Source organism: Scandinavium sp. M-37, from assembly GCF_043558715.1.
GTDB lineage: Bacteria > Pseudomonadota > Gammaproteobacteria > Enterobacterales > Enterobacteriaceae > Scandinavium > Scandinavium vulneris_A.
The window spans coordinates 75,187-99,516 of record NZ_JBIGIN010000002.1; the positions used below are offsets into that span (position 1 = coordinate 75,187).

The following is a 24,330-nucleotide window of genomic DNA, read 5'->3' on the forward strand; positions in this document are numbered from 1 at the left end:
CTACAAATAAAGCACCGGGAGAATAATCTCTGTTATTCCCCGGTCATTCAGCGCCTGTGCCAGTGGCTCAACGTCCTGCGCACCGGCGCTGCGCCAGGTCTTCGCTTCCCCGTATACGCCGTGCGCATGAAAGGCGTTCAGCCTCAGCGGCACCTCCTCTAACGAACGAATAAATTCACTCAGCGGCTCAATGGCCTGCAGATAATCCGTTTGCCCTGGAATAACCAGCAGGCGTAACTCCGCCAGCATTCGTTGTTCCGCCAGCCAGCGAATACTCGCTTTTATTCGCGCGTTGCTTCGTCCGGTGAGCGCCAGATGCACATCCTCATCCCACGCTTTCAAATCCACCATCACCCCATCACAGACGGGCCGTAACCTCTCCCAGCCGTTTATACCCAGCTCGCCGTTACTGTCGACCAGACAGGTCAAATGCTTCAGGGCAGGCGTAGCGTTAAGCTGACTGAACAATTCAACGATAAACGGCAACTGGGTGGTAGCTTCCCCGCCGCTGACGGTAATGCCTTCGATAAACGGCGCGGCGCGCGTCACCTGCTTTAGCACCTCATCGACCGTGAGCGTCCGCGCCATCGGCGTGGCCTGCTGAGGGCACTGTTTCAGGCAGGTGTCGCACTGCTGGCAATCCGCTTCCTGCCAAACGACGTGGCCGTTCTGTAGCGAAAGCGCGCCGTGCGGGCAGGGCGCAACGCATTCACCGCAGTCGTTACAGCGTCCGATGGTCCACGGATTGTGGCAGCTTTTACAGCGTAGATTGCAGCCCTGTAAAAACAGCGTCAGACGGCTGCCGGGGCCGTCGACGCAGGAGAACGGAATGATATTACTGACTAAAGCGCATCTGCTGCTCATGGCTGATGACTCTCGGCTGTCGTTCCAGAATACGGGTGTTGCGTGCGGCTTCTTCGCCCAGCCATGTGGTATTGGTGCGCGAACCTTCCGCGCGGAATTTTTCCAGCTCGGACAAGCGCACCATATAGCCGGTGACACGAACTAAATCGTTACCGCTGACGTTGGCCGAAAACTCACGCATTCCAGCGTTAAACGCGCCCAGGCACAGCTGCATGACCGCCTGCGGATTGCGTTTGATGGTTTCGTCCAGGGTCAGAATGTCGCTGATCCCGGCCGGGTAAAAGGCATGATGCGGGGCGACGGTCAGCAGGTGGTTGACCGGATCCGGCTCGCTGCCATATGGAATGCGCGCCCCCGGCGAGGTGCCGCTATCAGAGCTGATACCCGACTGCGCATGCAACAGTGCGCGCTGGTTCCAGCCATACTTCACTGGCGTATTTTCCACAAACGCTGCTAACTGCGCGCTGATGCGCCAGCCAAGCTCATTGGCTTCATCATGCTGGCCATAGCGTGCCGGGCTGCCCACTTTTTCACACAGCACATTCACGGCCTCGGCAAGGCCGTACATGCCAAACATCGGCGTAAATCGCTGCGGGTCAATCAACCCTTCGGCCACCAGGAAGCTATTCTCAAAGAAGTGCGATTGTTCATAGAGGAACGCGCAGCGGGCATCGATGATGCTGATCTGCTGCTGGCAATAGTGCGGCAGGACATGGGCAAAGAAGTCATCCGTCGATGCACTGCGCAGCGCGATTTCTTTCAGATTGAGGCGAACAAGGGTGCTGCCGCCGCCCGCCAGCGGCAGTGAGTTGTAACAACTGACCACCCCATACTGTCCTTTTGTGAAAATTTTATCATTCACAGGGCCGTTGGCGATGTGCGGTTTACTGCATTCGCAGATGTTTTTGCTCACCTCAAGCAGTAAATCATCCGGGGTAATTTCCGGGTCGTAGATAAAGGTCAGGTTCGGCGCAACCTGCTTTAACTCGGCATCAGCCCGTAAAATGGCGCGCGTAACCGGTGTGTCTTCCGGGCCAATATTGACATGGGTAAACGCATCCGGCAGGGTGCGGTCGAGATAGCGCCAGAAACGTTTTATGCGGATATCGATTTCTTCTTGTGTTAGAATTTTAACATGAGGTGAAAGGATCGTATCCAGGTGCCCAAGGTAAACCGGCATCGAGGTCACCGAAGGCACGTGATGATAGAGAATAGTGAGTAACGACAGCGCCTCATCCAGGTCTTTCGCCCCTTCAAGCTCAAGCCATTGCGATCCGTTGGCGAGGAAGCGGGCGTAGTCCGGCAGCACGTAACGCGGTTTGAACGGCGCATGGCCTTCAAACATGTCGCAGATAACGCCGTCATTCAGCGCCGCCTGGGCATCTGCTGGCAGGTCGGGATAGGGTAAAGCGTTTTCTGCTTCAAGGGCCAGGAAGTGACGTTTTTGCTCGGGGCTTAGCGTTTTACTTGTCACAATATTCTGGCAACGTTGCTCAAAAGAGTCAGACATAGAAGTTCCTCAGACGCGTTGACGATGAGGACAGTGTAGAGAAAAGCGCCAGCGGGACTTTTGATCCAACCTCCCACACTGGCGCTTTAAAGAGTGATAAAGCTCTCATTACAGTTATGCAAATTTGCACATGCGTTTCATTAACTGTGATGAGGATCGAAGTGTAACCGTGGGTCGGTGTTAAAATAGTCACAGACCCGCAAGGTAAAATTAAACACCGGAGATAACATGACCGATTTAACTGCAAGCAGCCTGCGCGCGTTAAAACTGATGGACCTGACCACCCTGAACGATGATGACACCGATGCGAAAGTGATCGCTCTGTGCCATCAGGCGAAAACCCCGGTGGGCAATACCGCGGCAATCTGTATTTATCCACGCTTCATCCCTATCGCGCGTAAAACCCTGAATGCACAGGGCACGCCGGATGTGCGTATCGCAACCGTTACCAACTTCCCGCACGGCAACGATGACATCGATATCGCGCTGGCGGAAACCCGGGCGGCTATCGCTTACGGTGCAGATGAAGTGGACGTAGTCTTCCCGTACCGCGCGCTGATCGCCGGTAACGAGCAGGTCGGTTTTGATCTGGTGAAAGCCTGTAAAGATGCCTGCGCCGCTGCGAACGTGCTGCTGAAAGTGATCATCGAAACCGGCGAACTGAAAGAAGAAGCGCTGATTCGTAAAGCGTCTGAAATCTCTATCAAAGCCGGGGCCGATTTCATCAAAACCTCTACCGGTAAAGTGCCAGTGAACGCCACCCCGGAAAGCGCACGCATCATGATGGAAGTTATCCGTGATATGGGCGTTGAAAAAACCGTCGGCTTTAAGCCTGCGGGCGGCGTGCGTACTGCGGAAGACGCGCAGCAATTCCTGGCGATTGCCGATGATCTGTTTGGTGCCGATTGGGCCGACGCGCGTCATTACCGTTTCGGTGCATCCAGCCTGCTCGCGAGCCTGCTGAAAGCTCTGGGACATGGCGATGGCAAGAGCGCCAGCAGCTACTAAGTCAACAATTGCCGGATGACGCGTTGCTTATCCGGCCTACTGGATCGTAGGGCGGGTAAGCATCGCGCCACCCGCCACCTTTCACCCGATTCCTCATGGGGGTTACCGTGTTTCTCGCACAAGAAATTATTCGTAAAAAACGCGATGGTCACGCGCTGAGTGACGAAGAGATCCGTTTCTTCATCAATGGTATTCGTGATAACACCGTGTCGGAAGGGCAGATTGCCGCCCTGGCGATGACCATTTTCTTCCACGATATGTCTATGCCGGAGCGTGTCTCGCTGACCATGGCGATGCGGGATTCAGGCACGGTGCTCGACTGGAAAAGCCTTAATCTGAATGGCCCGATTGTCGATAAGCACTCCACCGGCGGCGTGGGTGATGTGACCTCGCTGATGCTGGGCCCAATGGTGGCGGCCTGCGGCGGCTACGTGCCAATGATCTCCGGGCGTGGCCTGGGGCATACCGGCGGGACCCTCGACAAACTGGAAGCGATCCCGGGGTTCGATATCTTCCCGGACGACAACCGTTTCCGCGAAATTATTAAAGACGTTGGCGTGGCGATCATTGGGCAGACCAGTTCCCTCGCGCCAGCGGACAAACGTTTTTACGCCACGCGCGACATCACTGCCACCGTCGATTCTATTCCGCTGATCACCGCCTCGATTCTGGCGAAGAAACTGGCCGAAGGGCTGGACGCGCTGGTCATGGACGTGAAAGTGGGCAGCGGCGCATTTATGCCGACCTATGAACTCTCTGCGGCACTGGCCGAAGCCATCGTTGGCGTGTCTAACGGCGCAGGCGTGCGGACCACCGCCCTGCTGACCGACATGAACCAGGTGCTGGCGTCCAGCGCCGGGAACGCGGTTGAAGTCCGCGAAGCGGTGCAGTTCCTGACCGGTGAATACCGTAACCCGCGTCTGTTCGACGTGACCATGGCGCTGTGCGTGGAAATGCTCATTTCCGGCCGTCTGGCGAAAGACGAAGCCGATGCTCGCGCCAAACTGCAGGCGGGGCTGGACAGCGGTAAAGCGGCGGAAATCTTCGGCCGCATGGTTGCGGCGCAAAAAGGCCCGACCGATTTCGTTGAGCACTACGCGAAATACCTGCCAACGGCGATGCTCAGCAAAGCGGTATATGCCGATACCGAAGGCTTTGTCTCCGCGATGGATACCCGCGCGTTAGGCATGGCGGTGGTGTCGATGGGCGGTGGCCGTCGTCAGGCTTCTGATGCGCTGGATTACAGCGTCGGTTTCACCGACATGGCCCGTCTGGGCGACAGCATTGACGGACAGCGTCCACTGGCCATCATCCACGCGAAAGACGAAGCGAGCTGGCAAGAAGCCGCGAAAGCGGTGAAAGCGGCAATTAAACTGGACGATGTCGCACCGAAAGAAACACCAACGGTCTATCGTCGAATCACGCAATAGCGGTATACTGATCTGATCGCTTTTTTGCAGCGCAAAACGTACGGAGAAGATATGAAACGTGCATTTATTATGGTGCTGGACTCTTTTGGGATCGGCGCCACCGAAGACGCAGAACGTTTTGGTGATGTCGGTGCCGACACCATGGGCCACATCGCAGAGGCCTGTGCGAAAGGTGAAGCAGATAAAGGCCGTAAGGGCCCGCTGAACCTGCCGAACCTGACCCGTCTGGGTCTGGTTAAAGCCCACGAAGGCTCCACCGGTAAGGTTGCCGCAGGTATGGACGGCAACGCTGAAGTGACTGGCGCATACGGCTGGGCGCATGAGCTTTCCTCCGGGAAAGATACCCCGTCTGGCCACTGGGAAATCGCCGGTGTGCCTGTGCTGTTTGACTGGGGTTACTTCCCTGAACATCACAACAGCTTCCCGCAGGAGCTGCTCGACAAACTGGTGAAACGTGCCAATCTGCCGGGCTACCTGGGTAACTGCCACTCTTCCGGGACCGTGATTCTGGATGAGTTGGGCGAAGAGCACATGAAAACCGGTAAGCCGATTTTCTACACCTCCGCGGATTCAGTGTTCCAGATTGCCTGCCACGAAGAAACCTACGGCCTCGATAAGCTGTATGAGCTGTGCGAAATTGCGCGTGTTGAGCTGACCGAAGGCGGCTACAACATTGGTCGCGTGATTGCGCGTCCGTTCGTGGGCGATAAAGCGGGTCACTTCGAACGTACCGGCAACCGTCACGATCTGGCCGTTGAACCGCCAGCGGCGACCGTATTGCAGAAGCTGGTTGATGAAAAAGACGGCCACGTCGTGTCCGTCGGTAAAATCGCGGATATCTACGCCAACTGCGGCATCACCAAGAAAGTGAAAGCCACCGGTCTGGACGCGCTGTTTGATGCCACCATCAAAGAGATGAAAGAAGCGGGCGATAAGACCATTGTCTTCACGAACTTCGTTGATTTCGACTCCTCCTGGGGCCACCGTCGCGATGTCGCCGGTTATGCTGCGGGTCTGGAACTGTTTGACCGCCGTCTGCCGGAGCTGCTTGAGCTGGTGGGTGAAGATGACATCATCATCCTCACCGCTGACCACGGCTGCGACCCGACCTGGACCGGGACCGATCACACCCGGGAACACATCCCGGTGCTGGTGTACGGTCCGAAAGTGAAAGCGGGCTCGCTTGGTCATCGCGAAACCTTCGCGGACATCGGTCAGACCCTGGCGACCTATTTCGGGACGTCACCAATGGAATACGGCAAAAACATGCTGTAATGGGATTGCCCGGCGGCGCACTGCTTGCCGGGCCTACGGTTTTGTATACCGGGTTTTCGCTACCCGGCGAATAAACATAAAAAGGATAGAAAGATGGCAACTCCACACATTAACGCCGAGATGGGTGATTTCGCAGACGTTGTACTGATGCCGGGCGATCCCCTGCGTGCGAAGCATATCGCTGAAACGTTCCTCGAAGATGTGCGCGAAGTGAACAACGTGCGCGGCATGCTGGGTTTTACCGGGACCTACAAGGGCCGTAAAATTTCCGTCATGGGCCACGGCATGGGCATCCCGTCCTGCTCCATCTACACCAAAGAGCTGATCACCGATTTCGGCGTGAAGAAAATCATTCGTGTAGGCTCCTGCGGCGCGGTGCGCATGGATGTCAAACTGCGAGACGTGGTTATCGGCATGGGTGCCTGCACCGATTCCAAAGTAAACCGTATGCGTTTCAAAGATCACGACTTTGCGGCGATCGCTGACTTCGGCATGGTGCGTAACGCAGTAGATGCGGCGAAAGCGCTCGGCGTTGATGCGCGCGTCGGCAACATCTTCTCTGCTGACCTGTTCTATTCTCCAGACGGCGGCGAAATGTTCGACGTGATGGAAAAATACGGCATTCTGGGTGTCGAAATGGAAGCCGCCGGTATCTACGGCGTTGCGGCGGAGTTCGGTGCGAAAGCCCTGACCATCTGCACCGTGTCTGACCATATCCGTACTCACGAGCAGACCACCGCCGCTGAGCGTCAGACCACGTTTAACGACATGATTAAAATCGCGCTGGAATCCGTTCTGCTGGGCGATAAAGAGTAATATCGTTTGTGCCGGGTGGCGGCTTCGCCTTGCCCGGCCTACCTTTTCGTTATCTCAGCGCCTTTGCAATCCACTCCGATAACTCTCGCAGCTCTTTTTCCTGTTCCGGGAAATCCACTACCAGCGCATCACACGCCTGTTGCAGTACATCGGCGCGATACAGGCAGCCCTGTAAACGTGCGGCCAGCGCTTCAAGCGGCGCGGGATTGAGGCTGTCGGTGAAGACCTGCGTGCGGGTAATTCGCCCTTTTTCGACGTCAAAATGCAGCTCAACGCCGCCCCAGGTAAAGCGCTCATCCAGCAGGTGTGAGAAGGCCGGAGCCTGACCAAAATTCCACTCCCAACTGCTTTGCCGGGCAAAGGTTTCGGCGAAGTTAGGCAGATCGGGGGTCTTATCCGGAGAGATGATTTCCGCCGCCACCCGCTCGCCATAATGGGCGAAAAAGGCTTCTGTTACCGCGTCGCAAATCTGTTGATGGGTGATCCCTGGCAGCAGCTCTGTCAGGTTTGCCACCCGACCCCGCACGGAGGTAATACCTTTCGCCTGGAGCTTTTTCTTGTCGGGATTCAGGTAGTTGGCCAGGCGGCTGAGGTCGGCATTCAGCAGCAACGTACCATGGTGAAAGCCGCGATCCATGGTTTCACGATAGGCTGAGCCGGAGACTTTGCGATCGCCGTCGGGGGTTTTCACTACCAGGTCGTTGCGCCCGGAGGCGTCGGCGTTAATGCCTAACGCACTCAGCGCATTGAGCACGATAGCGGTAGAGATAGTTTTGTCGTACTCCGGCTTCCCGGCCATAAAGGTAAAACAGGTATTACCGAGGTCATGGAACACCGCGCCACCGCCGCTGCTGCGGCGTGCCAAACGAACGTTGTCCTCTTCCATGCGCCGGGTGTTGCACTCTTTCCACGGGTTTTGTGCCCGGCCAATTACCACCGTGTCGGCGTTACGCCACAGGAAAAGCACCCGCTGGGTGGCGGGCATTTGGCGGAAAATACACTCTTCAACCGCCAGGTTAAACCATGGATCGTATGAATCAGAGATAAGCAGACGCAGGGTCGACATGGCAGATTTCCTTTCTTTAATTATTATCGTTCTTTTCGCCGTCATCTTCTTCCGGCACGGATTTGCTGGCGGTGAGTAAGAACGGTGACTGCTGCCAACGGGTGCGTTTTCCCTGCAGCAGTGTTCGGGTCAATACCACGCCGATCGCCAGCGAAAGCAGGAGCATCAGGCGCAAAATATTGGTGGTGTTATCAACCTGTTTGGCTTCGGTCGGCAGAGTATGGGTATCGAGCGTCAGACGCAGGTAGCCGAGCGGTTCATTCTTGCCCTGAATAGGTTCGACGATCTGCTGATTAAAATAACCCCCGGCTTTTTTACCGTCGAGCGCCAAACGGTCGCGAACGTTAACGCGTTCACCGGCGTGGGTCACCAGGTCACCCTGTTCGTCATACACGCTGGCATCCAGCAGGCGGCTGTTGGTGGTCAACTGAACCAGCAACTGATTAATTTTTTTCTCATCCGGCGTCTCTGAGCGCATTAATGGCGCAAGGTTCAGCGTAACCTGATGGGCCAGCGAGCGTGCCAGTTCCTCCATCTGCGGATCCCGCAGTCGCTGGTGGCTTTGACTGAACCACGACGCCCCTTGCATCAGGGCGACCAGCAGGGCGAGACAGATAAGAACGATCACGGCGCGATGCAGCCGAAATTTGATTTTTGCGCGAACCATATTCCACCTTTGAAAATTTGCAGCTTAATGTTGCCAGAAGCGGCGGATACAGGGTAGCCTCATGAGTTATTTTCCCTGGCTGAATCTTAATGAGTGGAGCCGTAATGCCGAACAGTTTGACCTGGTGCGACCTGCCCGATGATGTCTCTTTGTGGCCTGGACTGCCGCTGTCCTTAAGCGGTGATGAGGTCATGCCTCTGGACTATCACGCCGGGCGCAGCGGCTGGCTGCTGTACGGTCGTCGTCTCGACAAGCAGCGCCTGACCGATTACCAGCATAAACTGGGTGCGGCGATGGTGATCGTCGCCGCCTGGTGTGTTGAAGATTACCAGGTCATTCGCCTGGCAGGTTCCCTCACCCCGCGCGCGACGCGTCTGGCACATGATGACGGGCTGGACGTGGCGCCGTTGGGGAAAATCCCGCATCTGCGCACCCCGGGACTGCTGGTGATGGATATGGATTCGACCGCGATTCAGATTGAATGCATCGATGAAATCGCCAAACTGGCGGGCACCGGCGAACAGGTATCCGAAGTCACCGAGCGTGCGATGCGCGGCGAGCTTGATTTCACCGCCAGCCTGCGCCAGCGTGTCGGCACCCTGAAAGGGGCGGATGCCGATATTCTTCGTCAGGTACGCGACACGCTGCCGTTAATGCCGGGCCTGGCGTCGCTGGTGCTGAAGCTGGAAACGCTCGGCTGGAAAGTGGCGATTGCCTCCGGTGGCTTCACCTTCTTTGCCGATTATTTGCGGGACAAACTTCGCCTGACGGCGGCGGTCGCCAACGAACTGGAAATCCGCGACGGCGTGCTGACCGGTAATGTGCTGGGCGATATCGTCGATGCACAATACAAAGCCAACACCCTGAAAAGTCTGGCAGAAACCTACGAAATCCCGGCGTCACAAACCGTCGCGATTGGCGATGGTGCCAACGACCTGCCGATGATCAAGGCGGCGGGCCTGGGCATCGCCTATCATGCCAAACCGAAAGTTAACGAGCAGACGGAAATCACGATCCGTCACGCTGACCTGATGGGAGTGTTCTGCATTCTCTCCGGCAGCCTGAATCAAAAGTAAGAGGTCAACGTGGCGAAAGCACCCAAACGCGCATTTGTCTGTAACGAGTGTGGCGCGGATTATCCGCGCTGGCAGGGACAGTGCAGCGCCTGTCATGCCTGGAACACGATTACTGAGATGCGCATTGCCGCTTCGCCCACCGTTGCGCGTAACGAACGCCTGAGCGGTTATGCGGGCAGCTCTGGCGGGTCGAAAGTCCAGAAGCTGTCTGACATCAGCCTGGAAGAGCTGCCGCGTTTCTCCACCGGATTTAAAGAGTTTGACCGTGTCCTCGGCGGCGGTGTGGTGCCGGGCAGCGCCATCCTGATTGGCGGCAACCCGGGGGCAGGGAAGTCCACGCTGCTGCTGCAAACGCTGTGCAAGCTTAGCGAGCAGATGAAAACCCTGTACGTGACCGGCGAAGAGTCCTTACAACAGGTGGCGATGCGCGCGCACCGCCTCGGTTTGCCCGCCTCGAATCTCAACATGCTGTCAGAAACCAGCATCGAGCAGATTTGCCAGATTGCCGATGAAGAGCAGCCGAAGTTGATGGTGATTGACTCCATCCAGGTGATGCACATGGCTGACGTTCAGTCGTCGCCGGGCAGCGTGGCGCAGGTGCGCGAGAGCGCGGCCTATCTGACGCGCTTTGCCAAAACGCGCGGTGTGGCGATCATCATGGTCGGTCACGTCACCAAAGATGGCTCGCTGGCCGGTCCAAAAGTGCTGGAGCACTGTATCGACTGTTCGGTACTGCTGGACGGCGATGCGGATTCCCGTTTCCGCACCCTGCGCAGCCATAAAAACCGCTTCGGTGCGGTAAATGAACTCGGCGTTTTCGCCATGACCGAACAGGGACTGCGTGAAGTCAGCAACCCGTCGGCGATTTTCTTAAGCCGTGGCGATGAAGTGACGTCCGGCAGTTCGGTGATGGTGGTCTGGGAAGGGACGCGTCCGCTGCTGGTGGAGATCCAGGCGCTGGTCGATCAGTCGATGATGGGCAATCCGCGTCGTGTCGCGGTGGGGCTGGAACAAAACCGTCTGTCAATTCTGCTGGCGGTATTGCATCGCCACGGCGGGTTGCAGATGTTCGACCAGGATGTGTTCGTCAACGTGGTTGGCGGGGTAAAAGTCACCGAAACCAGCGCCGACCTGGCGCTGCTGATGGCGATGGTCTCCAGCCTGCGCGACAGGCCGTTACCGCAGGATCTGGTGGTGTTTGGTGAGGTTGGCCTGTCCGGGGAAATTCGCCCGGTGCCAAGCGGTCAGGAACGGATATCCGAAGCGGCGAAACACGGTTTCCGTCGCGCCATCGTGCCTGCGGCCAACGTCCCCAAAAAAATCCCGGAAGGAATGAAAGTCTTTGGCGTTAAGAAGCTTTCTGACGCTCTAAATGTCTTTGACGACTTATAATACAAAGCATTACTCAATTGCAGGAGGCATTCATGTCGTCATTCGACTACATCAAAACCGCTATTCGCCAGAAGGGTTGCACTTTGCAGCAGGTGGCGGACGCCAGCGGGATGACCAAGGGCTATCTTAGCCAGTTGCTGAATGCCAAAATCAAAAGCCCCAGTGCGCAGAAGCTGGAAGCGCTGCACCGTTTTCTGGGGCTTGAGTTTCCGCGCCAACAGAAGAACATCGGCGTGGTGTTTGGTAAGTTCTATCCGTTGCACACCGGGCATATTTATCTGATTCAGCGTGCCGTAAGCCAGGTTGACGAGCTGCACATCATCATGGGTTACGACGAAACGCGCGACCGCGCCCTGTTCGAAGATAGCGCCATGTCGCAACAGCCGACGGTGTCTGACCGTCTGCGCTGGCTGCTGCAAACCTTTAAATACCAAAAAAACATTCGTATTCATGCCTTTAACGAAGAGGGTATGGAGCCGTATCCGCACGGCTGGGACGTGTGGAGCAATGGCGTGAAGGCGTTTATGGAAGAGAAGGGCATTCAGCCCAACACCATTTACACCTCCGAAGAAGCCGACGCCCCGCAGTTCCGCGAGCACTTAGGCACCGAGACGGTGCTTATCGATCCGCAGCGGACGTTTATGAACATCAGCGGGTCGCAAATCCGTGAAAACCCGTCCCGCTACTGGGAATACATCCCGACGGAAGTTAAGCCATTCTTCGTGCGGACGGTGGCGATTTTAGGCGGGGAATCGAGCGGCAAATCGACGCTGGTTAATAAGCTTGCCAACATCTTCAACACCACCAGCGCCTGGGAATATGGCCGCGATTATGTCTTCTCCCATCTCGGTGGGGATGAAATGGCGCTGCAATATTCTGACTATGACAAAATCGCACTCGGCCATGCGCAATACATTGATTTTGCGGTCAAGTACGCCAATAAAGTGGCGTTCATCGACACCGATTTTGTCACCACCCAGGCATTCTGTAAGAAGTACGAAGGCCGCGAGCATCCATTCGTGCAGGCGCTGATCGACGAATACCGTTTTGATCTGGTTATCCTGCTGGAAAACAACACCCCGTGGGTGGCCGATGGCCTGCGCAGCCTCGGCAGTTCGGTGGACAGAAAAGAGTTCCAGACCATGCTGGAAGAGATGCTGCGTGAGAACAACATTGAGTACGTTCACGTGGAAGAACCGGATTACGACGCGCGCTTCCTGCGCTGTGTTGAACTGGTGAAGCAGATGATGGGTGAGCAGGGCTAAATAAAAAAGCCGGGCACGTTGAACGCTGCCCGGCTTTGTCATCTGCCCCGTTTCCGGGGCAACAAACATTACTTCGAAATACGCTTGTACTTGATACGCTTTGGCTCCAGCGCGTCGGCGCCGAGGGTGCGTTTCTTGTACTCTTCGTATTCGGTGAAGTTACCTTCGAAGAACTCTACTTTACCTTCATCCTGGTAATCCAGAATGTGGGTGGCGATACGGTCGAGGAACCAACGGTCGTGCGAGATAACCATCGCACAGCCCGGGAACTCCAGCAGGGCGTTTTCCAGCGCGCGCAGGGTTTCGATATCCAGGTCGTTGGTCGGTTCATCGAGCAGCAGCATGTTGCCGCCAACCTGCAGCAGTTTCGCCAGATGCAGACGACCACGCTCACCGCCGGACAGTTCGCCCACGCGTTTGCCCTGATCGGTGCCTTTGAAGTTAAAGCGACCGACGTAAGCACGGCTTGGCATTTCGGTGTTGCCGACCTTCATGATATCCAGCCCGCCAGAAACTTCTTCCCACACGGTTTTGCTGTTATCCATCGCGTCACGGAACTGGTCAACGGAGGCCAGCTTGACGGTTTCGCCGAGCTCAATGGTGCCGCCGTCCGCTTGTTCCTGACCGGAAAGCATACGGAACAGGGTCGATTTACCCGCGCCGTTCGGGCCGATGATGCCGACAATCGCGCCTTTCGGCACCGAGAAGCTCAGGTTGTCGATCAGCTGGCGGTCGCCGTAGGACTTGCTGAGGTTGGTAACTTCAACGACTTTATCGCCCAGACGTGGTCCAGGTGGAATGAACAGTTCGTTGGTTTCGTTACGTTTCTGGTATTCGGTGCTGTTGAGTTCTTCAAAGCGTGCCAGACGGGCTTTGCCCTTAGACTGACGGCCTTTCGCGCCCTGACGGACCCACTCCAGCTCTTTCTCGATAGACTTACGACGGGCGGCTTCCTGAGAGGCTTCCTGCGCCAGACGCTGGTCTTTCTGCTCCAGCCACGAGGAGTAGTTGCCTTCCCACGGAATACCTTCGCCGCGGTCCAGTTCGAGGATCCAGCCTGCCACGTTGTCGAGGAAGTAACGGTCGTGGGTAATCGCGACGACGGTGCCTTCGAAGTCGTGCAGGAAACGTTCCAGCCAGGCCACGGACTCGGCGTCCAGGTGGTTGGTCGGTTCGTCGAGCAGCAGCATGTCTGGTTTTTCCAGCAGCAGGCGGCACAGGGCCACACGGCGGCGTTCACCCCCGGACAGCGTACCAATTTTGGCATCCCAGTCCGGCAGGCGCAGCGCATCAGCGGCGCGCTCCAGCTGCACGTTCAGGTTGTGACCGTCGTGCGCCTGGATAATCTCTTCATACTTGCCCTGCTGGGCCGCCAGTTTGTCGAAGTCGGCGTCTGGCTCAGCGTACAGGGCGTACACTTCTTCCAGGCCTTTCAGGGCGTTAACCACTTCGGATACGGCTTCTTCAACGGATTCGCGAACGGTATGTTCCGGGTTGAGCTTTGGTTCCTGTGGCAGGTAGCCAATTTTGGTGCCTGGCTGCGGGCGGGCTTCGCCTTCGATGTCGGTGTCGATACCGGCCATGATACGCAACAGGGTAGATTTACCGGCACCGTTCAGGCCCAGTACACCGATTTTTGCGCCAGGGAAGAAGCTCAGAGAGATGTTTTTAAGAATATGTCGCTTCGGCGGGACCACTTTGCCGACGCGATGCATGGTATAAACGAATTGAGCCACGTTGGACTTCGCCTCTTTTATTTTGATGAAAAGGAGTCAAAGGCGAAGTGTAGCCTTTTTCACACGCTAATCCCAGCCAGGCGCAAGCGATAAGCGTAAAGGTAAAAAAGTGTCCGTAACGTGGCGTAAATCCGGTTGTCTGATTAGCATAAAGAGACGCGGCATGATGCTGCATTGACCCAATTTTCAAAGGAGCGCATGTGCAAAATGCTAAACCCATGACGTGGCGACTTCTGGCCGCGGGCGTCTGTCTGTTGACGGTCAGCAGTGCGGTTCACGCCGACTCACTGGATGAACAACGCAGTCGTTATAGCCAGATTAAACAGGCGTGGGATAAACGTCAGATGGACGTCGTCGACCAACTGATGCCGACGCTGAAAGACTATCCGCTCTATCCCTATCTGCAATACCGTCAGCTTACCGACGACCTGATGAATGCGCCTGCGCTAAGCGTGACGCAGTTTGTGCAGACGTACCCGACGCTGCCCGCCGCTCGCACGCTGAAGAACCGCTTTGTGAACGAACTGGCGCGTCGTGAAGACTGGCGCGGCCTGCTGGCATTCAGCCCGGACAAGCCCGGCACCACCGAAGCGCAATGTAATTACTACTACGCGAAATACAATGTCGGAGAGACCCAGGCAGCCTGGGACGGCGCGAAGGATTTATGGCTGACGGGTAAAAGCCAGCCTAACGCCTGTGACCCGTTGTTTAGCGCCTGGCGGGCTTCCGGCACGCAGGATCCGCTGGCGTATCTGGAACGTATTCGCCTGGCGATGCAGGCGGGTAATACTCGCCTGGCTACCACGCTGGCCAACCAGATGCCGGGGGATTATCAAACCATCGCCTCGGCGGTGGTCAGTCTGGCGAACAATCCCAACAGCGTCCTGACTTTCGCGCAAAGCACGGGAGCGACCGATTTCACGCGTCAGATGGCGGCGATAGCGTTTTCCAGCGTGGCGCGTCAGGATGTGGAAAATGCGCGTCTGCTGATCCCGCAGCTGGTTCAGGCGCAGAAACTCAATGAGAGCCAGACCCAGGATCTGCGCGATATCGTCGCCTGGCGTCTGATGGGCAACGACGTCACCGCTGAGCAGGCGCAGTGGCGCGATGACGCCATCATGCGTTCCGGGTCGACCTCGCTGGTAGAGCGTCGTGTCCGTATGGCGATTGGCTACGGCGACCGCCGTGGGCTCAACACCTGGCTGGCACGTCTGCCGATGGAAGCCAAAGACAAAGATGAGTGGCGCTACTGGCAGGCCGATTTGCTGATGGAGCGCGGGCGCGAACAGGAAGCGAAAGATATCCTGCATTCGCTGATGCAGCAGCGCGGGTTCTACCCGATGGTGGCGGCGCAGCGTTTGGCGGAGGATTATTCCATCCGCGTCGAAAAACCGGAAGGCACGGTGGCTCCGTTGCTGGTCAATGGCCCGGAGATGTCTCGCGTGCGCGAGCTGATGTACTGGAACCAGGACAACACCGCGCGCGGTGAGTGGGCTAATCTGGTCAGCAGCCGTAGCCGTAATGAGCAGGGCCAGCTGGCGAAGTATGCATTCGACCAGGACTGGTGGGATCTCAGCGTGCAGGCGACGATTGCGGGCAAGCTGTGGGATAACCTCGAGGAGCGTTTCCCGCTGGCCTACAAAGACCTGTTCGTGCGCTACACCAGCGACAAAGACATCAGCAAAAGCTATGCAATGGCGATTGCGCGTCAGGAAAGCGCCTGGAACCCGAAAGTGCGCTCCCCGGTTGGCGCGACCGGGCTGATGCAAATCATGCCGGGCACCGCCACGCATACCGTGAAGATGTTCTCTATTCCGGGCTACAGCGGCCCGAATCAGTTGCTCGATCCTGAGACTAACATCAATATCGGCACCCATTACCTGCAATACGTTTATCAGCAGTTTGGTAACAACCGCATCTATGCCTCAGCGGCGTATAACGCCGGGCCGGGCAGAGTCCGAACCTGGCGGGGTAACAGCGCCGGGCGCATCGACGCGGCGGCGTTTGTTGAGAGCATTCCGTTCTCGGAAACGCGCGGCTATGTGAAGAACGTGCTGGCCTACGATGCGTACTATCGCTACTTCATGGGCGATAAGACGCAACTCCTGACCGACGACGAGTGGAAGCAACGTTACTGATCCGCTGAGAGTATGTTATGCTTGTACTCGCTAAAGAGTACGTTCGGCGGATGGCTCTGTGCCATCCGCCCCAACCAGGTGGCGTAACATGACTCAACAATCCCCTTATTCAGCCGCAAATGCGGAACAGCGCCACCAGGAGTGGCTTCGCTTCGTGGAGCTGATGCGTCAGGCCTTTGCTGCCGATTTGCATCTGCCGCTTCTGAATCTGATGATGACGCCCGATGAGCGTGAGGCGTTGGGTACGCGGGTGCGTATTATCGAAGAGTTGCTGCGCGGTGAAATGAGCCAGCGTGAGCTGAAAAGCGAGCTTGGCGCGGGTATTGCCACGATTACCCGCGGATCAAACAGTCTGAAATCAGCCCCGCCCGAACTGCGTCAGTGGCTGGAGCAGACCCTGCCAGACACTCACCGATAAACGGCGTTGTGGAACGGACTGAGTGCCAGAATCACCGCCTGATGATAGACGCTGCTGCGGGTCAGTTTGCCCGCAGTGAACACGCCAATCGCCCCTTCTTTACGACCAATCTCATCAATGCCGGTGTAGTGCGACATTACCGGGCCGAGGGCGTCACCCGCCTGAACGCGTTCAAGGATAACCTTCGGCAGCGGCAAGGTGGCTGAACGGGCTTCTCCGCGCTGTTCGCGTGTCTCGATGACCACCCAACTGAAGGTGCTACCTTCGTCAATGCCTGCTTCAATGGCGACCCAAAAGTCGGCATCCGGTCTGGCAACACGGGCATTTTCCACACGATTTCGTGCGCCAGCGCGCGTTTCCTCACTTCCGAAGGGCTGTTCCGGCACGCCACTCTCGACGGAAACGGCGTCAATATGGCAGGATCCTTCGCCGAAGATCTCGTTAAAAGCCTGCAGAATAGCCTGAATTTTGGCGGGATTGGTGGTAGCTGAGACAACCTTATGCATAATCAGTACACTTACGAAAAAAATTATCATCGCAGTATAACGGAAAAATCGCATGTTACAGGTATACCTTGTTCGCCACGGTGAGACGCAGTGGAACGCCGAGCGACGTCTTCAGGGCCAGTCCGATAGTCCGCTGACCGATAAAGGTGAGCAGCAGGCCTGGCAAGTCGGGGAGCGTGTTAAAACCCTCGGTATCACGCACATTATCTCCAGCGATTTGGGCCGTACGCGTCGTACCGCTGAAATCATTGCTGAAGCCTGTGGGTGCAGCGTGACCTACGACCCGCGTCTTCGGGAGCTCGATATGGGCGTGCTTGAACGCCGTCTGATCGATACCCTGACCGACGAGGAAGAAGGCTGGCGTCGCACGCTGGTCAATGGCACCGCCAACGGACGCATTCCGGAAGGGGAGTCGATGCAGGAGCTGGCCGATCGCATGAACGCCGCGCTGCAAGATTGTCTGGAACTGCCGCAGGGGAGTCGCCCGCTGCTGGTCAGTCACGGGATGGCGCTGGGTTGTCTGGTGAGTACTATTCTGGGCTTACCGGCTTACGCAGAACGCCGTCTGCGCTTGCGCAACTGCTCAATTTCGCGGGTGGATTATCAGCAAAGCCCGTGGCTGGCGCCCGGCTGGATTGTCGAGACCGCAGGCGACGTCACGCATCTGGACGCCCCTGCGTTGGATGAACTGCAGCGCTAACGACGAATCGGGATCAGGTACTCGCAGCGCAACTGGATAGGCGGTTCCTGATTCATGGCTTCTTTCTGCGGGAAGAAGCGCTCGATGTCCTGGCCCTTACGACGGGTCAGGCCGAGCATCGGCATGCAGGTGCCATACACGGTCAGGACAAATTCCTGTAACCCCGTGCCTAGCCCTTCGTAGGTGAACATTACGTATTCACCCCCTTCCAGTTTCACCGGATGCGCATCCTGAAGATGACCATTGACCATCTCCGGCGTCAGCGCGGTGGTGTACAGCACTTCCTGCTCATCGTCTCGCTCAAGACTTGGGCGTGGTTCATGCAGACCATACAGCATCGGCGGGAGCGACGGTGAATTGCCGAGGAATTCACGCCAGAACTGACCACGCATTTGCTGACGGAACTCAGAAATTTCTTCCAGTTTGCAGGTATAGCTCTGGGTCACACCCACCAGGTGCGTGTCTGGCATGGTAATGAATTCATACTTCGGCATCGTGAATTCACCCAGGCGCAGCGGCGGACGCATACCGAATGAACTCCAGTCCGGCGAGCGGCGATAAAGCGCTGGGGTCAGGCTAAACTGCTTCTTGAACGCACGGGTAAAGGTCTGCTGAGAGTCAAAACGGTATTGCAGGGCAATATCCAGAATCGGGCGCGCGGTCAGGCGCAGGGCCACAGCAGATTTTGACAGGCGACGAGCACGAATGTAGGCACCAATAGCGTGGCCGGTGACGTCCTTGAACATCCTTTGCAGATGCCACTTGGAATAGCCCGCTTTTGCCGCCACGTTATCCAGTGATAAAGGTTGATCGAGATGCCCTTCAAGCCAGCTAAGAAGATCGCGAATTATCCCAGCCTGATCCATATAATGTCCTCATCCTTTCGCAAGTGCCTGTAACTAGGGTAGCGGATAATAGCATTTTTTGATGTTTTAGCATTCAGTGTTTTTTTTGCGCTAAAGTGCGATTTTAAATACTAAGTCAGTATGAATTTTGTAAAGCTGTGATCTTTAAACATTTTCTTCTACGTTATTGAATAATCGCGTAGTGTCATTTTCAAGAATGGTAACAATATGAAATACAAGAAGTTAATTGCGGGTCTTTTGCTGACCCTGGCCGGCAGCGCGGCGCACGCAGAACAAATCGGCTCCGTAGACACCGTGTTCAAGATGTTTGGCCCGGACCATAAAATCGTGGTTGAAGCCTTTGATGATCCGGATGTGAAGAATGTCACCTGCTATATCAGCCGTGCCAAAACCGGCGGGATTAAAGGCGGCCTGGGGCTGGCGGAAGATACCTCTGATGCCGCGATTTCCTGTCAGCAGGTTGGGCCGATCGAGGTAAGCGATAAGATCAAAAAGGGTAAATCGGAAGGCGAAGTGGTGTTCCAGAAACGAACCTCACTGGTGTTCAAAAAGCTGCAGGTGGTGCGTTTTTACGATGCGAAACGTAATGCCCTGGTCTACCTGACCTATTCCGATAAAGTGGTCGACGGCTCGCCTAAGAATGCGATTAGTGCGGTGCCTATCATGCCGTGGAAGGAATAACAGGCGAAAAAAAACGGCGCTTAGCGCCGTTTTTTATGACTGTTGCAGAAGGATTATTCCTGCAGTTCGCCGCAGAAACGGTAACCTTCGCCGTGAATGGTGGCGATGATTTCCGGGGTATCCGGCGTAGATTCAAAGTGCTTACGGATGCGACGGATTGTCACGTCAACCGTACGGTCGTGCGGCTTAAGCTCACGGCCGGTCATTTTCTTCAGCAGTTCTGCACGGGATTGGATCTTGCCCGGGTTTTCGCAGAAGTGCAGCATCGCGCGGAATTCACTGCGCGGCAGCTTGTACTGTTCGCCGTTCGGGCTAACCAGTGAGCGGCTGTTGATGTCCAGTTCCCAACCGTTGAACTTGTAGCTTTCCACGCTGCGACGCTCTTCACTCACGGTACCCAGATTCATGGTACGGGAGAGCAGGTTACGCGCACGGATAGTCAGTTCACGAGGGTTGAATGGCTTAGTGATATAATCGTCAGCGCCGATTTCCAGGCCAAGGATTTTATCCACTTCGTTATCACGACCGGTCAGGAACATCAGAGCGACGTTGGCTTGCTCACGCAGTTCACGCGCCAGCAGCAGGCCATTTTTGCCCGGAAGGTTGATATCCATGATGACCAGATTGACATCATTTTCAGAAAGGATCTGATGCATTTCCGCGCCATCGGTGGCTTCGAACACATCATAACCTTCTGCTTCAAAAATACTTTTTAACGTGTTGCGTGTTACCAACTCGTCTTCAACGATAAGAATGTGCGGGGTCTGCATGTTTGCTACCTAAATTGCCAACTAAAATCGAAACAGGAAGTACAAAAGTCCCTGACCCGCCTGCTGAATATCGTAAATTAACATAACAGGCATAACATGACTAAAGTACGTAATTGCGTTCTTGATGCACTTTCCATCAACGTCAACAACATCATTAGCTTGGTCGTGGGTACTTTCCCTCTGGACCCGACAGTGTCAAAAACGGCTGTCATCCTAACCATTTTAACAGCAACATAACAGGCTCAGAGAGGGATGACACCCAATAAAACTACGCTTCGTTGACATATATCAAGTTCAATTGTAGCACGTTAACAGTCTTGTGAAATCCTTGCATCCAAATGGTAGCTTTTGTCACAAATTTTCAACAACTCAAATGATTGCGAGATTGAACTGATTAGCAAAACGAATCCAAAAGATGAGAGTTAATCTTATTTGAAATGTCCCACTAGAACATAGGGATATGCAGGTTCTGTTAACATACTCACCAGGACGATTCTTGGGTAATAGTTTAGTCTTATTGATATGTTAAGAAACGTCCTTTCTGCGTTTTTTGTTGCAATAAAGTAAATTCGCGCCGCGCAATATGATGATGAGCATCACATTGTGACGGGCGCAGAGTAAAAAAGAGAAGATGACATGCGCTTATCAATAGTGCTGGTTTCACCAGCAAGAGCCGAAAACATCGGCGCTGCGGCCCGGGCGATGAAGACCATGGGATTCACGGAGATGCGAATTGTCGACAGTCAGGCGCATCGTGAGCCTGCCGCACAGTGGGTGGCACACGGCTCCGGCGATATTCTGGAGAATATCAAAACGTTTCCTACGCTGGCTGACGCATTGCAGGATGTCGATTTCACCATCGCGACCACCGCCCGCAGTCGTGCCCGTTTTCACTATTACGCCACGCCTCAGGAGCTGGTGCCCATTTTGCAGGAGAAATCACAGTGGATGGGCCACGCGGCGCTGGTCTTCGGGCGCGAGGATTCTGGGCTTACCAACGATGAACTGGCGCTGGCCGATATCCTCACCGGTGTGCCAATGGTGGCCGATTACCCTTCGCTGAATTTGGGTCAGGCGGTGATGGTGTTTTGCTATCAGCTCTCTGCGCTGACGCAGACCGCGACGGCCGTTTTGGCGGAGAATAACGACAACCAGCTTCAGGCATTGCGATCCAGGGCGATGGCGCTGCTGGCGAAATTACAGGTCGCCGATGATGTAAAACTGGCCGATTGGCTACAACAGCGATTGGGGCTCCTCGGGCAACGTGACACCGCAATGTTGCATCGATTACTGCATGATATCGAAAAAAATATCGCCGACTAATCTGCTGTCGTAAGTTTTTGTTATGGATGAATGCTCTGTGATAGGGATTAACCATAGGGGATGCGGGACGGATACACGGGCTTCACTGGCGCAGCCGCCCGGTGTTCCAAACCGGGCCAAAAAGAGAAATTCATTGACTTAGCCTGGCAGATACTTTAACCAATATAGGCAGACGACAGACAATTAAAATGACAGAGCACACAACATCCATGATTCGCATCAGCCGCATGACAACAATTATTACCACCACCATTACCACAGGTATCGGTGCGGGCTGACGCGTACAGGAAAAACTGAAAAAAGCCCGCACCTGAACAGTGCGGGCTTTTTTTTCGACCAAAGATCACGAGGTAACAACCATGCGAGTCTTGAAGTTCGGCGGTACATCAGTGGCAAATGCAGAACGTTTTCTGCGTGTTGCCGATATTCTGGAAAGCAATGCCAGGCAGGGGCAGGTAGCAACCGTGCTCTCTGCCCCGGCCAAAATCACCAACCATCTGGTCGCGATGATTGAAAAAACCATTGGCGGTCAGGATGCACTTCCTAATATCGCTGATGCCGAACGTATTTTTGCCGAACTCCTTCAGGGTCTGGCTGCTCTCCAGCCGGGTTTCCCGCTCGCACAGCTCAACGCTTTTGTTGCTCAGGAATTTGCCCAAATTAAACATGTCCTGCACGGCGTAAGCCTGCTGGGCCAGTGTCCGGATGGCGTTAACGCGGCGCTGATCTGCCGGGGTGAAAAGCTGTCGATTGCTATCATGGCGGGCCTGCTTGAAGCGCGTGGCCACAAGGTGACCGTGATCAATCCGGTCGAAAAACTACTGGCCGTTGGCCACTATCTCGAATCGACCGTCGATATCGCTGAATCCACCCGTCGCATTGCCGCAAGCCAAATCCCGGCCGATCACATGGTGCTGATGGCGGGCTTTACCGCCGGAAACGACAAAGGCGAATTGGTGGTGCTGGGGCGTAACGGCTCCGATTACTCCGCCGCAGTGCTGGCGGCGTGCCTGCGCGCCGACTGTTGTGAAATCTGGACTGACGTCGATGGGGTCTATACCTGCGACCCACGTCAGGTGCCCGATGCGCGTCTGCTGAAGTCGATGTCCTATCAGGAAGCGATGGAGCTGTCCTATTTTGGCGCCAAAGTGCTGCACCCGCGCACCATCGCGCCGATTGCCCAATTCCAGATCCCGTGCCTGATTAAAAATACCGGTAATCCACAGGCACCGGGGACCTTAATCGGTGCCAGCCACAACGAAGACGGCCTGGCGGTGAAGGGCATTTCCAACCTGAATAATATGGCGATGTTCAACGTCTCCGGTCCGGGGATGAAGGGCATGGTCGGCATGGCGGCCCGCGTCTTCGCCACCATGTCTCGCGCCGGAATTTCGGTGGTGCTGATAACGCAATCCTCTTCCGAATACAGCATCAGCTTCTGTGTGCCGCAGAGTGACTGCGCCCGGGCGAAGCGGGCGATGGAAGATGAGTTTTACCTTGAACTGAAAGAAGGGCTGCTGGAACCGCTGGCCATCATGGAGCGCCTGGCGATCATCTCCGTCGTCGGCGACGGAATGCGCACCCAGCGTGGAACCTCAGCGAAGTTCTTTGCCGCATTGGCCCGCGCTAACATCAACATCGTGGCGATTGCCCAGGGCTCGTCCGAACGTTCTATTTCAGTGGTGGTGAACAATGACGACGCTACCACTGGCGTGCGTGTCACCCATCAGATGCTGTTCAACACCGACCAGGTGATTGAAGTGTTTGTGATTGGCGTCGGCGGCGTCGGCGGGGCGTTGCTGGAGCAGCTCAAACGCCAGCAGACCTGGCTCAAAAGTAAACACATTGACCTGCGTGTGTGCGGCCTGGCGAACTCGCGTGCGCTGCTGACCAACGTGCATGGCCTCAATCTGGAAGACTGGCAGGGCGAGCTGGCGGAAGCCAATGAGCCGTTTAATCTTGGCCGTCTGATTCGTCTGGTGAAAGAGTATCACCTGCTGAACCCGGTGATTGTCGACTGTACTTCCAACCAGGCGGTGGCGGATCAATACGCCGATTTCCTGCGCGAAGGCTTCCACGTGGTGACGCCAAATAAAAAGGCCAATACCTCGTCGATGAACTACTATCACGAGCTGCGTCAGGCGGCGGCGGGTTCGCGGCGTAAATTCCTGTACGACACCAACGTCGGTGCGGGTTTGCCGGTTATCGAGAACCTGCAAAACCTGCTGAACGCGGGCGATGAGCTGCAAAAATTCTCTGGCATTCTTTCCGGTTCACTGTCGTTCATTTTCGGTAAGCTGGACGAGGGCATGAGCCTGTCGCAGGCCACGTCTATCGCGCGTGAAATGGGCTACACCGAACCGGATCCTCGCGACGATCTTTCCGGGATGGACGTGGCGCGTAAGCTGCTGATCCTCGCCCGTGAAACCGGTCGTCATCTGGAGCTGAGCGATATCGTGGTTGAGTCTGTGCTGCCGGATCACTTTGACGATAGCGGCGATGTGGACAGCTTTATGGCACGTCTGCCGCAGCTCGATGACGAGTTTGCGGCACGTATTGCGAAAGCGCGTGATGAAGGCAAAGTGCTGCGCTACGTTGGCAACATTGAAGACGATGGCGTATGCCGGGTAAAAATTGCCGAAGTTGATGGCAACGATCCGCTGTTCAAAGTGAAAAACGGCGAAAACGCGCTGGCGTTCTACAGCCACTATTATCAGCCGCTGCCGCTGGTGTTACGCGGCTACGGCGCGGGTAACGACGTGACGGCGGCCGGGGTATTTGCCGACCTGCTGCGTACCCTGTCCTGGAAGTTAGGAGTTTAAG

23 protein-coding genes and 1 other annotated feature are annotated in these 24,330 nt (G+C 55.9%); of the genes, 15 read left to right on the top strand and 8 right to left on the bottom strand.

Annotated features, from left to right (window positions below; genetic code table 11):
• Both ACG0Z5_RS02325 and ACG0Z5_RS02330 read right to left on the bottom strand, forming a co-directional pair.
• Window positions 1-864, bottom strand: a complete 864-nt coding sequence (locus tag ACG0Z5_RS02325) for a YjjW family glycine radical enzyme activase (protein ID WP_394445132.1) — start codon at window positions 862-864, stop codon at window positions 1-3.
• Entirely contained in the window at window positions 836-2,374 is a 1,539-nt protein-coding gene (locus ACG0Z5_RS02330; RefSeq protein WP_394445133.1) for a YjjI family glycine radical enzyme, read from the bottom strand. Before ACG0Z5_RS02330 ends, ACG0Z5_RS02325 begins: the two co-directional genes overlap by 29 nt.
• Window positions 2,375-2,602: 228 nt before the next feature.
• Here ACG0Z5_RS02330 and deoC point away from each other — a divergent pair, with 228 nt between their 5' ends.
• The 4 genes from deoC (at window position 2,603) to deoD (ending at window position 6,903) form a co-directional block, all read left to right on the top strand.
• On the top strand, window positions 2,603-3,382 hold the full coding sequence (gene deoC, locus ACG0Z5_RS02335; RefSeq protein ID WP_394445134.1) for a deoxyribose-phosphate aldolase: 780 nt from the start codon (window positions 2,603-2,605) through the stop codon (window positions 3,380-3,382).
• 107 nt (window positions 3,383-3,489) lie between these two features.
• Window positions 3,490-4,812 carry a thymidine phosphorylase gene (gene deoA, locus ACG0Z5_RS02340; protein WP_394445135.1) on the top strand — a complete coding sequence of 441 codons (1,323 nt, stop codon included), beginning with the start codon at window positions 3,490-3,492 and terminating at the stop codon, window positions 4,810-4,812.
• Window positions 4,813-4,863: 51 nt separating this feature from the next.
• On the top strand, window positions 4,864-6,087 hold the full coding sequence (gene deoB, locus ACG0Z5_RS02345) for a phosphopentomutase (protein ID WP_394445136.1): 1,224 nt from the start codon (window positions 4,864-4,866) through the stop codon (window positions 6,085-6,087).
• A 93-nt stretch (window positions 6,088-6,180) separates the two neighbouring features.
• On the top strand, window positions 6,181-6,903 hold the full coding sequence (gene deoD, locus ACG0Z5_RS02350) for a purine-nucleoside phosphorylase (protein WP_095280675.1): 723 nt from the start codon (window positions 6,181-6,183) through the stop codon (window positions 6,901-6,903).
• 49 nt (window positions 6,904-6,952) lie between these two features.
• Here deoD and lplA read toward each other — a convergent pair whose 3' ends face one another.
• The gene (gene lplA, locus ACG0Z5_RS02355) at window positions 6,953-7,969 is read right to left on the bottom strand and encodes a lipoate--protein ligase LplA (RefSeq protein WP_394445137.1); all 1,017 of its coding nucleotides are present in this window, start codon (window positions 7,967-7,969) and stop codon (window positions 6,953-6,955) included.
• Between the two features lie 16 nt (window positions 7,970-7,985).
• Entirely contained in the window at window positions 7,986-8,636 is a 651-nt protein-coding gene (locus ACG0Z5_RS02360) for a YtjB family periplasmic protein (protein WP_319628280.1), read from the bottom strand.
• Between the two features lie 104 nt (window positions 8,637-8,740).
• Between ACG0Z5_RS02360 and serB the strand changes: the two genes are divergently transcribed.
• Genes serB through nadR form a run of 3 tightly spaced genes read left to right on the top strand, consistent with a single transcriptional unit; the run spans window position 8,741 to window position 12,369 of the window.
• The gene (gene serB, locus ACG0Z5_RS02365) at window positions 8,741-9,712 is read left to right on the top strand and encodes a phosphoserine phosphatase (protein ID WP_394445138.1); all 972 of its coding nucleotides are present in this window, start codon (window positions 8,741-8,743) and stop codon (window positions 9,710-9,712) included.
• 9 nt (window positions 9,713-9,721) lie between these two features.
• Window positions 9,722-11,104, top strand: coding sequence for a DNA repair protein RadA (gene radA / locus ACG0Z5_RS02370; RefSeq protein ID WP_394445139.1), 1,383 nt, complete (start codon window positions 9,722-9,724; stop codon window positions 11,102-11,104).
• A gap of 32 nt (window positions 11,105-11,136) precedes the next feature.
• Window positions 11,137-12,369, top strand: a complete 1,233-nt coding sequence (gene nadR / locus ACG0Z5_RS02375; protein ID WP_394445140.1) for a multifunctional transcriptional regulator/nicotinamide-nucleotide adenylyltransferase/ribosylnicotinamide kinase NadR — start codon at window positions 11,137-11,139, stop codon at window positions 12,367-12,369.
• A gap of 68 nt (window positions 12,370-12,437) precedes the next feature.
• On the opposite strand, the gene ettA is transcribed toward nadR, so the two are convergent.
• Complete coding sequence (gene ettA, locus ACG0Z5_RS02380) at window positions 12,438-14,105, bottom strand: energy-dependent translational throttle protein EttA (RefSeq protein ID WP_394445141.1); 1,668 nt, start codon at window positions 14,103-14,105, stop codon at window positions 12,438-12,440.
• A gap of 200 nt (window positions 14,106-14,305) precedes the next feature.
• Here ettA and sltY point away from each other — a divergent pair, with 200 nt between their 5' ends.
• Together sltY and trpR are read left to right on the top strand one after the other, a co-directional pair.
• A complete protein-coding gene (gene sltY, locus ACG0Z5_RS02385; protein WP_394445142.1) occupies window positions 14,306-16,243 on the top strand; it encodes a murein transglycosylase in 1,938 nt (645 codons plus the stop codon).
• A gap of 88 nt (window positions 16,244-16,331) precedes the next feature.
• A complete protein-coding gene (gene trpR / locus ACG0Z5_RS02390) occupies window positions 16,332-16,661 on the top strand; it encodes a trp operon repressor (protein ID WP_319628274.1) in 330 nt (109 codons plus the stop codon).
• On the opposite strand, the gene yjjX is transcribed toward trpR, so the two are convergent.
• Window positions 16,652-17,167: an inosine/xanthosine triphosphatase gene (yjjX, locus tag ACG0Z5_RS02395; RefSeq protein ID WP_394445143.1), complete on the bottom strand. Its 516-nt coding sequence runs from the start codon at window positions 17,165-17,167 to the stop codon at window positions 16,652-16,654. The genes trpR and yjjX overlap by 10 nt on opposite strands.
• A 52-nt stretch (window positions 17,168-17,219) precedes the next feature.
• Here yjjX and gpmB point away from each other — a divergent pair, with 52 nt between their 5' ends.
• A complete protein-coding gene (gpmB, locus tag ACG0Z5_RS02400) occupies window positions 17,220-17,867 on the top strand; it encodes a 2,3-diphosphoglycerate-dependent phosphoglycerate mutase GpmB (RefSeq protein ID WP_394445144.1) in 648 nt (215 codons plus the stop codon).
• On the opposite strand, the gene robA is transcribed toward gpmB, so the two are convergent.
• Window positions 17,864-18,733 carry an MDR efflux pump AcrAB transcriptional activator RobA gene (gene robA, locus ACG0Z5_RS02405; protein ID WP_394445145.1) on the bottom strand — a complete coding sequence of 290 codons (870 nt, stop codon included), beginning with the start codon at window positions 18,731-18,733 and terminating at the stop codon, window positions 17,864-17,866. The two genes, gpmB and robA, sit on opposite strands and share 4 nt — an antisense overlap.
• A gap of 207 nt (window positions 18,734-18,940) precedes the next feature.
• On the opposite strand from robA, the gene creA reads away from it, so the two are divergent.
• A complete protein-coding gene (gene creA, locus ACG0Z5_RS02410) occupies window positions 18,941-19,414 on the top strand; it encodes a protein CreA (RefSeq protein ID WP_394445146.1) in 474 nt (157 codons plus the stop codon).
• Window positions 19,415-19,467: 53 nt separating this feature from the next.
• Here the strand turns inward: creA and arcA are convergent, their stop codons facing one another.
• A complete protein-coding gene (arcA, locus tag ACG0Z5_RS02415) occupies window positions 19,468-20,184 on the bottom strand; it encodes a two-component system response regulator ArcA (RefSeq protein ID WP_097162790.1) in 717 nt (238 codons plus the stop codon).
• Window positions 20,185-20,280: 96 nt separating this feature from the next.
• Between arcA and yjjY the strand changes: the two genes are divergently transcribed.
• From yjjY to thrA, 4 genes are all read left to right on the top strand, one after another.
• Window positions 20,281-20,421 carry a protein YjjY gene (gene yjjY / locus ACG0Z5_RS02420; protein WP_001541509.1) on the top strand — a complete coding sequence of 47 codons (141 nt, stop codon included), beginning with the start codon at window positions 20,281-20,283 and terminating at the stop codon, window positions 20,419-20,421.
• Window positions 20,422-20,820: 399 nt separating this feature from the next.
• Complete coding sequence (locus ACG0Z5_RS02425) at window positions 20,821-21,507, top strand: tRNA/rRNA methyltransferase (RefSeq protein WP_394445147.1); 687 nt, start codon at window positions 20,821-20,823, stop codon at window positions 21,505-21,507.
• 209 nt (window positions 21,508-21,716) lie between these two features.
• On the top strand, window positions 21,717-21,785 hold the full coding sequence (locus tag ACG0Z5_RS02430; protein ID WP_110510873.1) for a thr operon leader peptide: 69 nt from the start codon (window positions 21,717-21,719) through the stop codon (window positions 21,783-21,785).
• Window positions 21,724-21,841, top strand: a sequence feature (Thr leader region). It overlaps the preceding gene by 62 nt.
• Before the next feature lie 25 nt (window positions 21,842-21,866).
• On the top strand, window positions 21,867-24,329 hold the full coding sequence (thrA, locus tag ACG0Z5_RS02435; RefSeq protein ID WP_394445148.1) for a bifunctional aspartate kinase/homoserine dehydrogenase I: 2,463 nt from the start codon (window positions 21,867-21,869) through the stop codon (window positions 24,327-24,329).
• Window position 24,330 lies beyond the last annotated feature (1 nt).

Coding starts and splice junctions, on each gene's coding strand:
- ACG0Z5_RS02325 (WP_394445132.1), bottom strand. CDS start 864: ATGAGCAGCAGATGCGCTTTAGTCAGTAATATCATTCCGTTCTCCTGC.
- ACG0Z5_RS02330 (WP_394445133.1), bottom strand. CDS start 2,374: ATGTCTGACTCTTTTGAGCAACGTTGCCAGAATATTGTGACAAGTAAA.
- deoC (WP_394445134.1), top strand. CDS start 2,603: ATGACCGATTTAACTGCAAGCAGCCTGCGCGCGTTAAAACTGATGGAC.
- deoB (WP_394445136.1), top strand. CDS start 4,864: ATGAAACGTGCATTTATTATGGTGCTGGACTCTTTTGGGATCGGCGCC.
- deoD (WP_095280675.1), top strand. CDS start 6,181: ATGGCAACTCCACACATTAACGCCGAGATGGGTGATTTCGCAGACGTT.
- lplA (WP_394445137.1), bottom strand. CDS start 7,969: ATGTCGACCCTGCGTCTGCTTATCTCTGATTCATACGATCCATGGTTT.
- ACG0Z5_RS02360 (WP_319628280.1), bottom strand. CDS start 8,636: ATGGTTCGCGCAAAAATCAAATTTCGGCTGCATCGCGCCGTGATCGTT.
- serB (WP_394445138.1), top strand. CDS start 8,741: ATGCCGAACAGTTTGACCTGGTGCGACCTGCCCGATGATGTCTCTTTG.
- nadR (WP_394445140.1), top strand. CDS start 11,137: ATGTCGTCATTCGACTACATCAAAACCGCTATTCGCCAGAAGGGTTGC.
- trpR (WP_319628274.1), top strand. CDS start 16,332: ATGACTCAACAATCCCCTTATTCAGCCGCAAATGCGGAACAGCGCCAC.
- yjjX (WP_394445143.1), bottom strand. CDS start 17,167: ATGCATAAGGTTGTCTCAGCTACCACCAATCCCGCCAAAATTCAGGCT.
- gpmB (WP_394445144.1), top strand. CDS start 17,220: ATGTTACAGGTATACCTTGTTCGCCACGGTGAGACGCAGTGGAACGCC.
- robA (WP_394445145.1), bottom strand. CDS start 18,733: ATGGATCAGGCTGGGATAATTCGCGATCTTCTTAGCTGGCTTGAAGGG.
- creA (WP_394445146.1), top strand. CDS start 18,941: ATGAAATACAAGAAGTTAATTGCGGGTCTTTTGCTGACCCTGGCCGGC.
- arcA (WP_097162790.1), bottom strand. CDS start 20,184: ATGCAGACCCCGCACATTCTTATCGTTGAAGACGAGTTGGTAACACGC.
- yjjY (WP_001541509.1), top strand. CDS start 20,281: ATGACTAAAGTACGTAATTGCGTTCTTGATGCACTTTCCATCAACGTC.
- ACG0Z5_RS02425 (WP_394445147.1), top strand. CDS start 20,821: ATGCGCTTATCAATAGTGCTGGTTTCACCAGCAAGAGCCGAAAACATC.
- thrA (WP_394445148.1), top strand. CDS start 21,867: ATGCGAGTCTTGAAGTTCGGCGGTACATCAGTGGCAAATGCAGAACGT.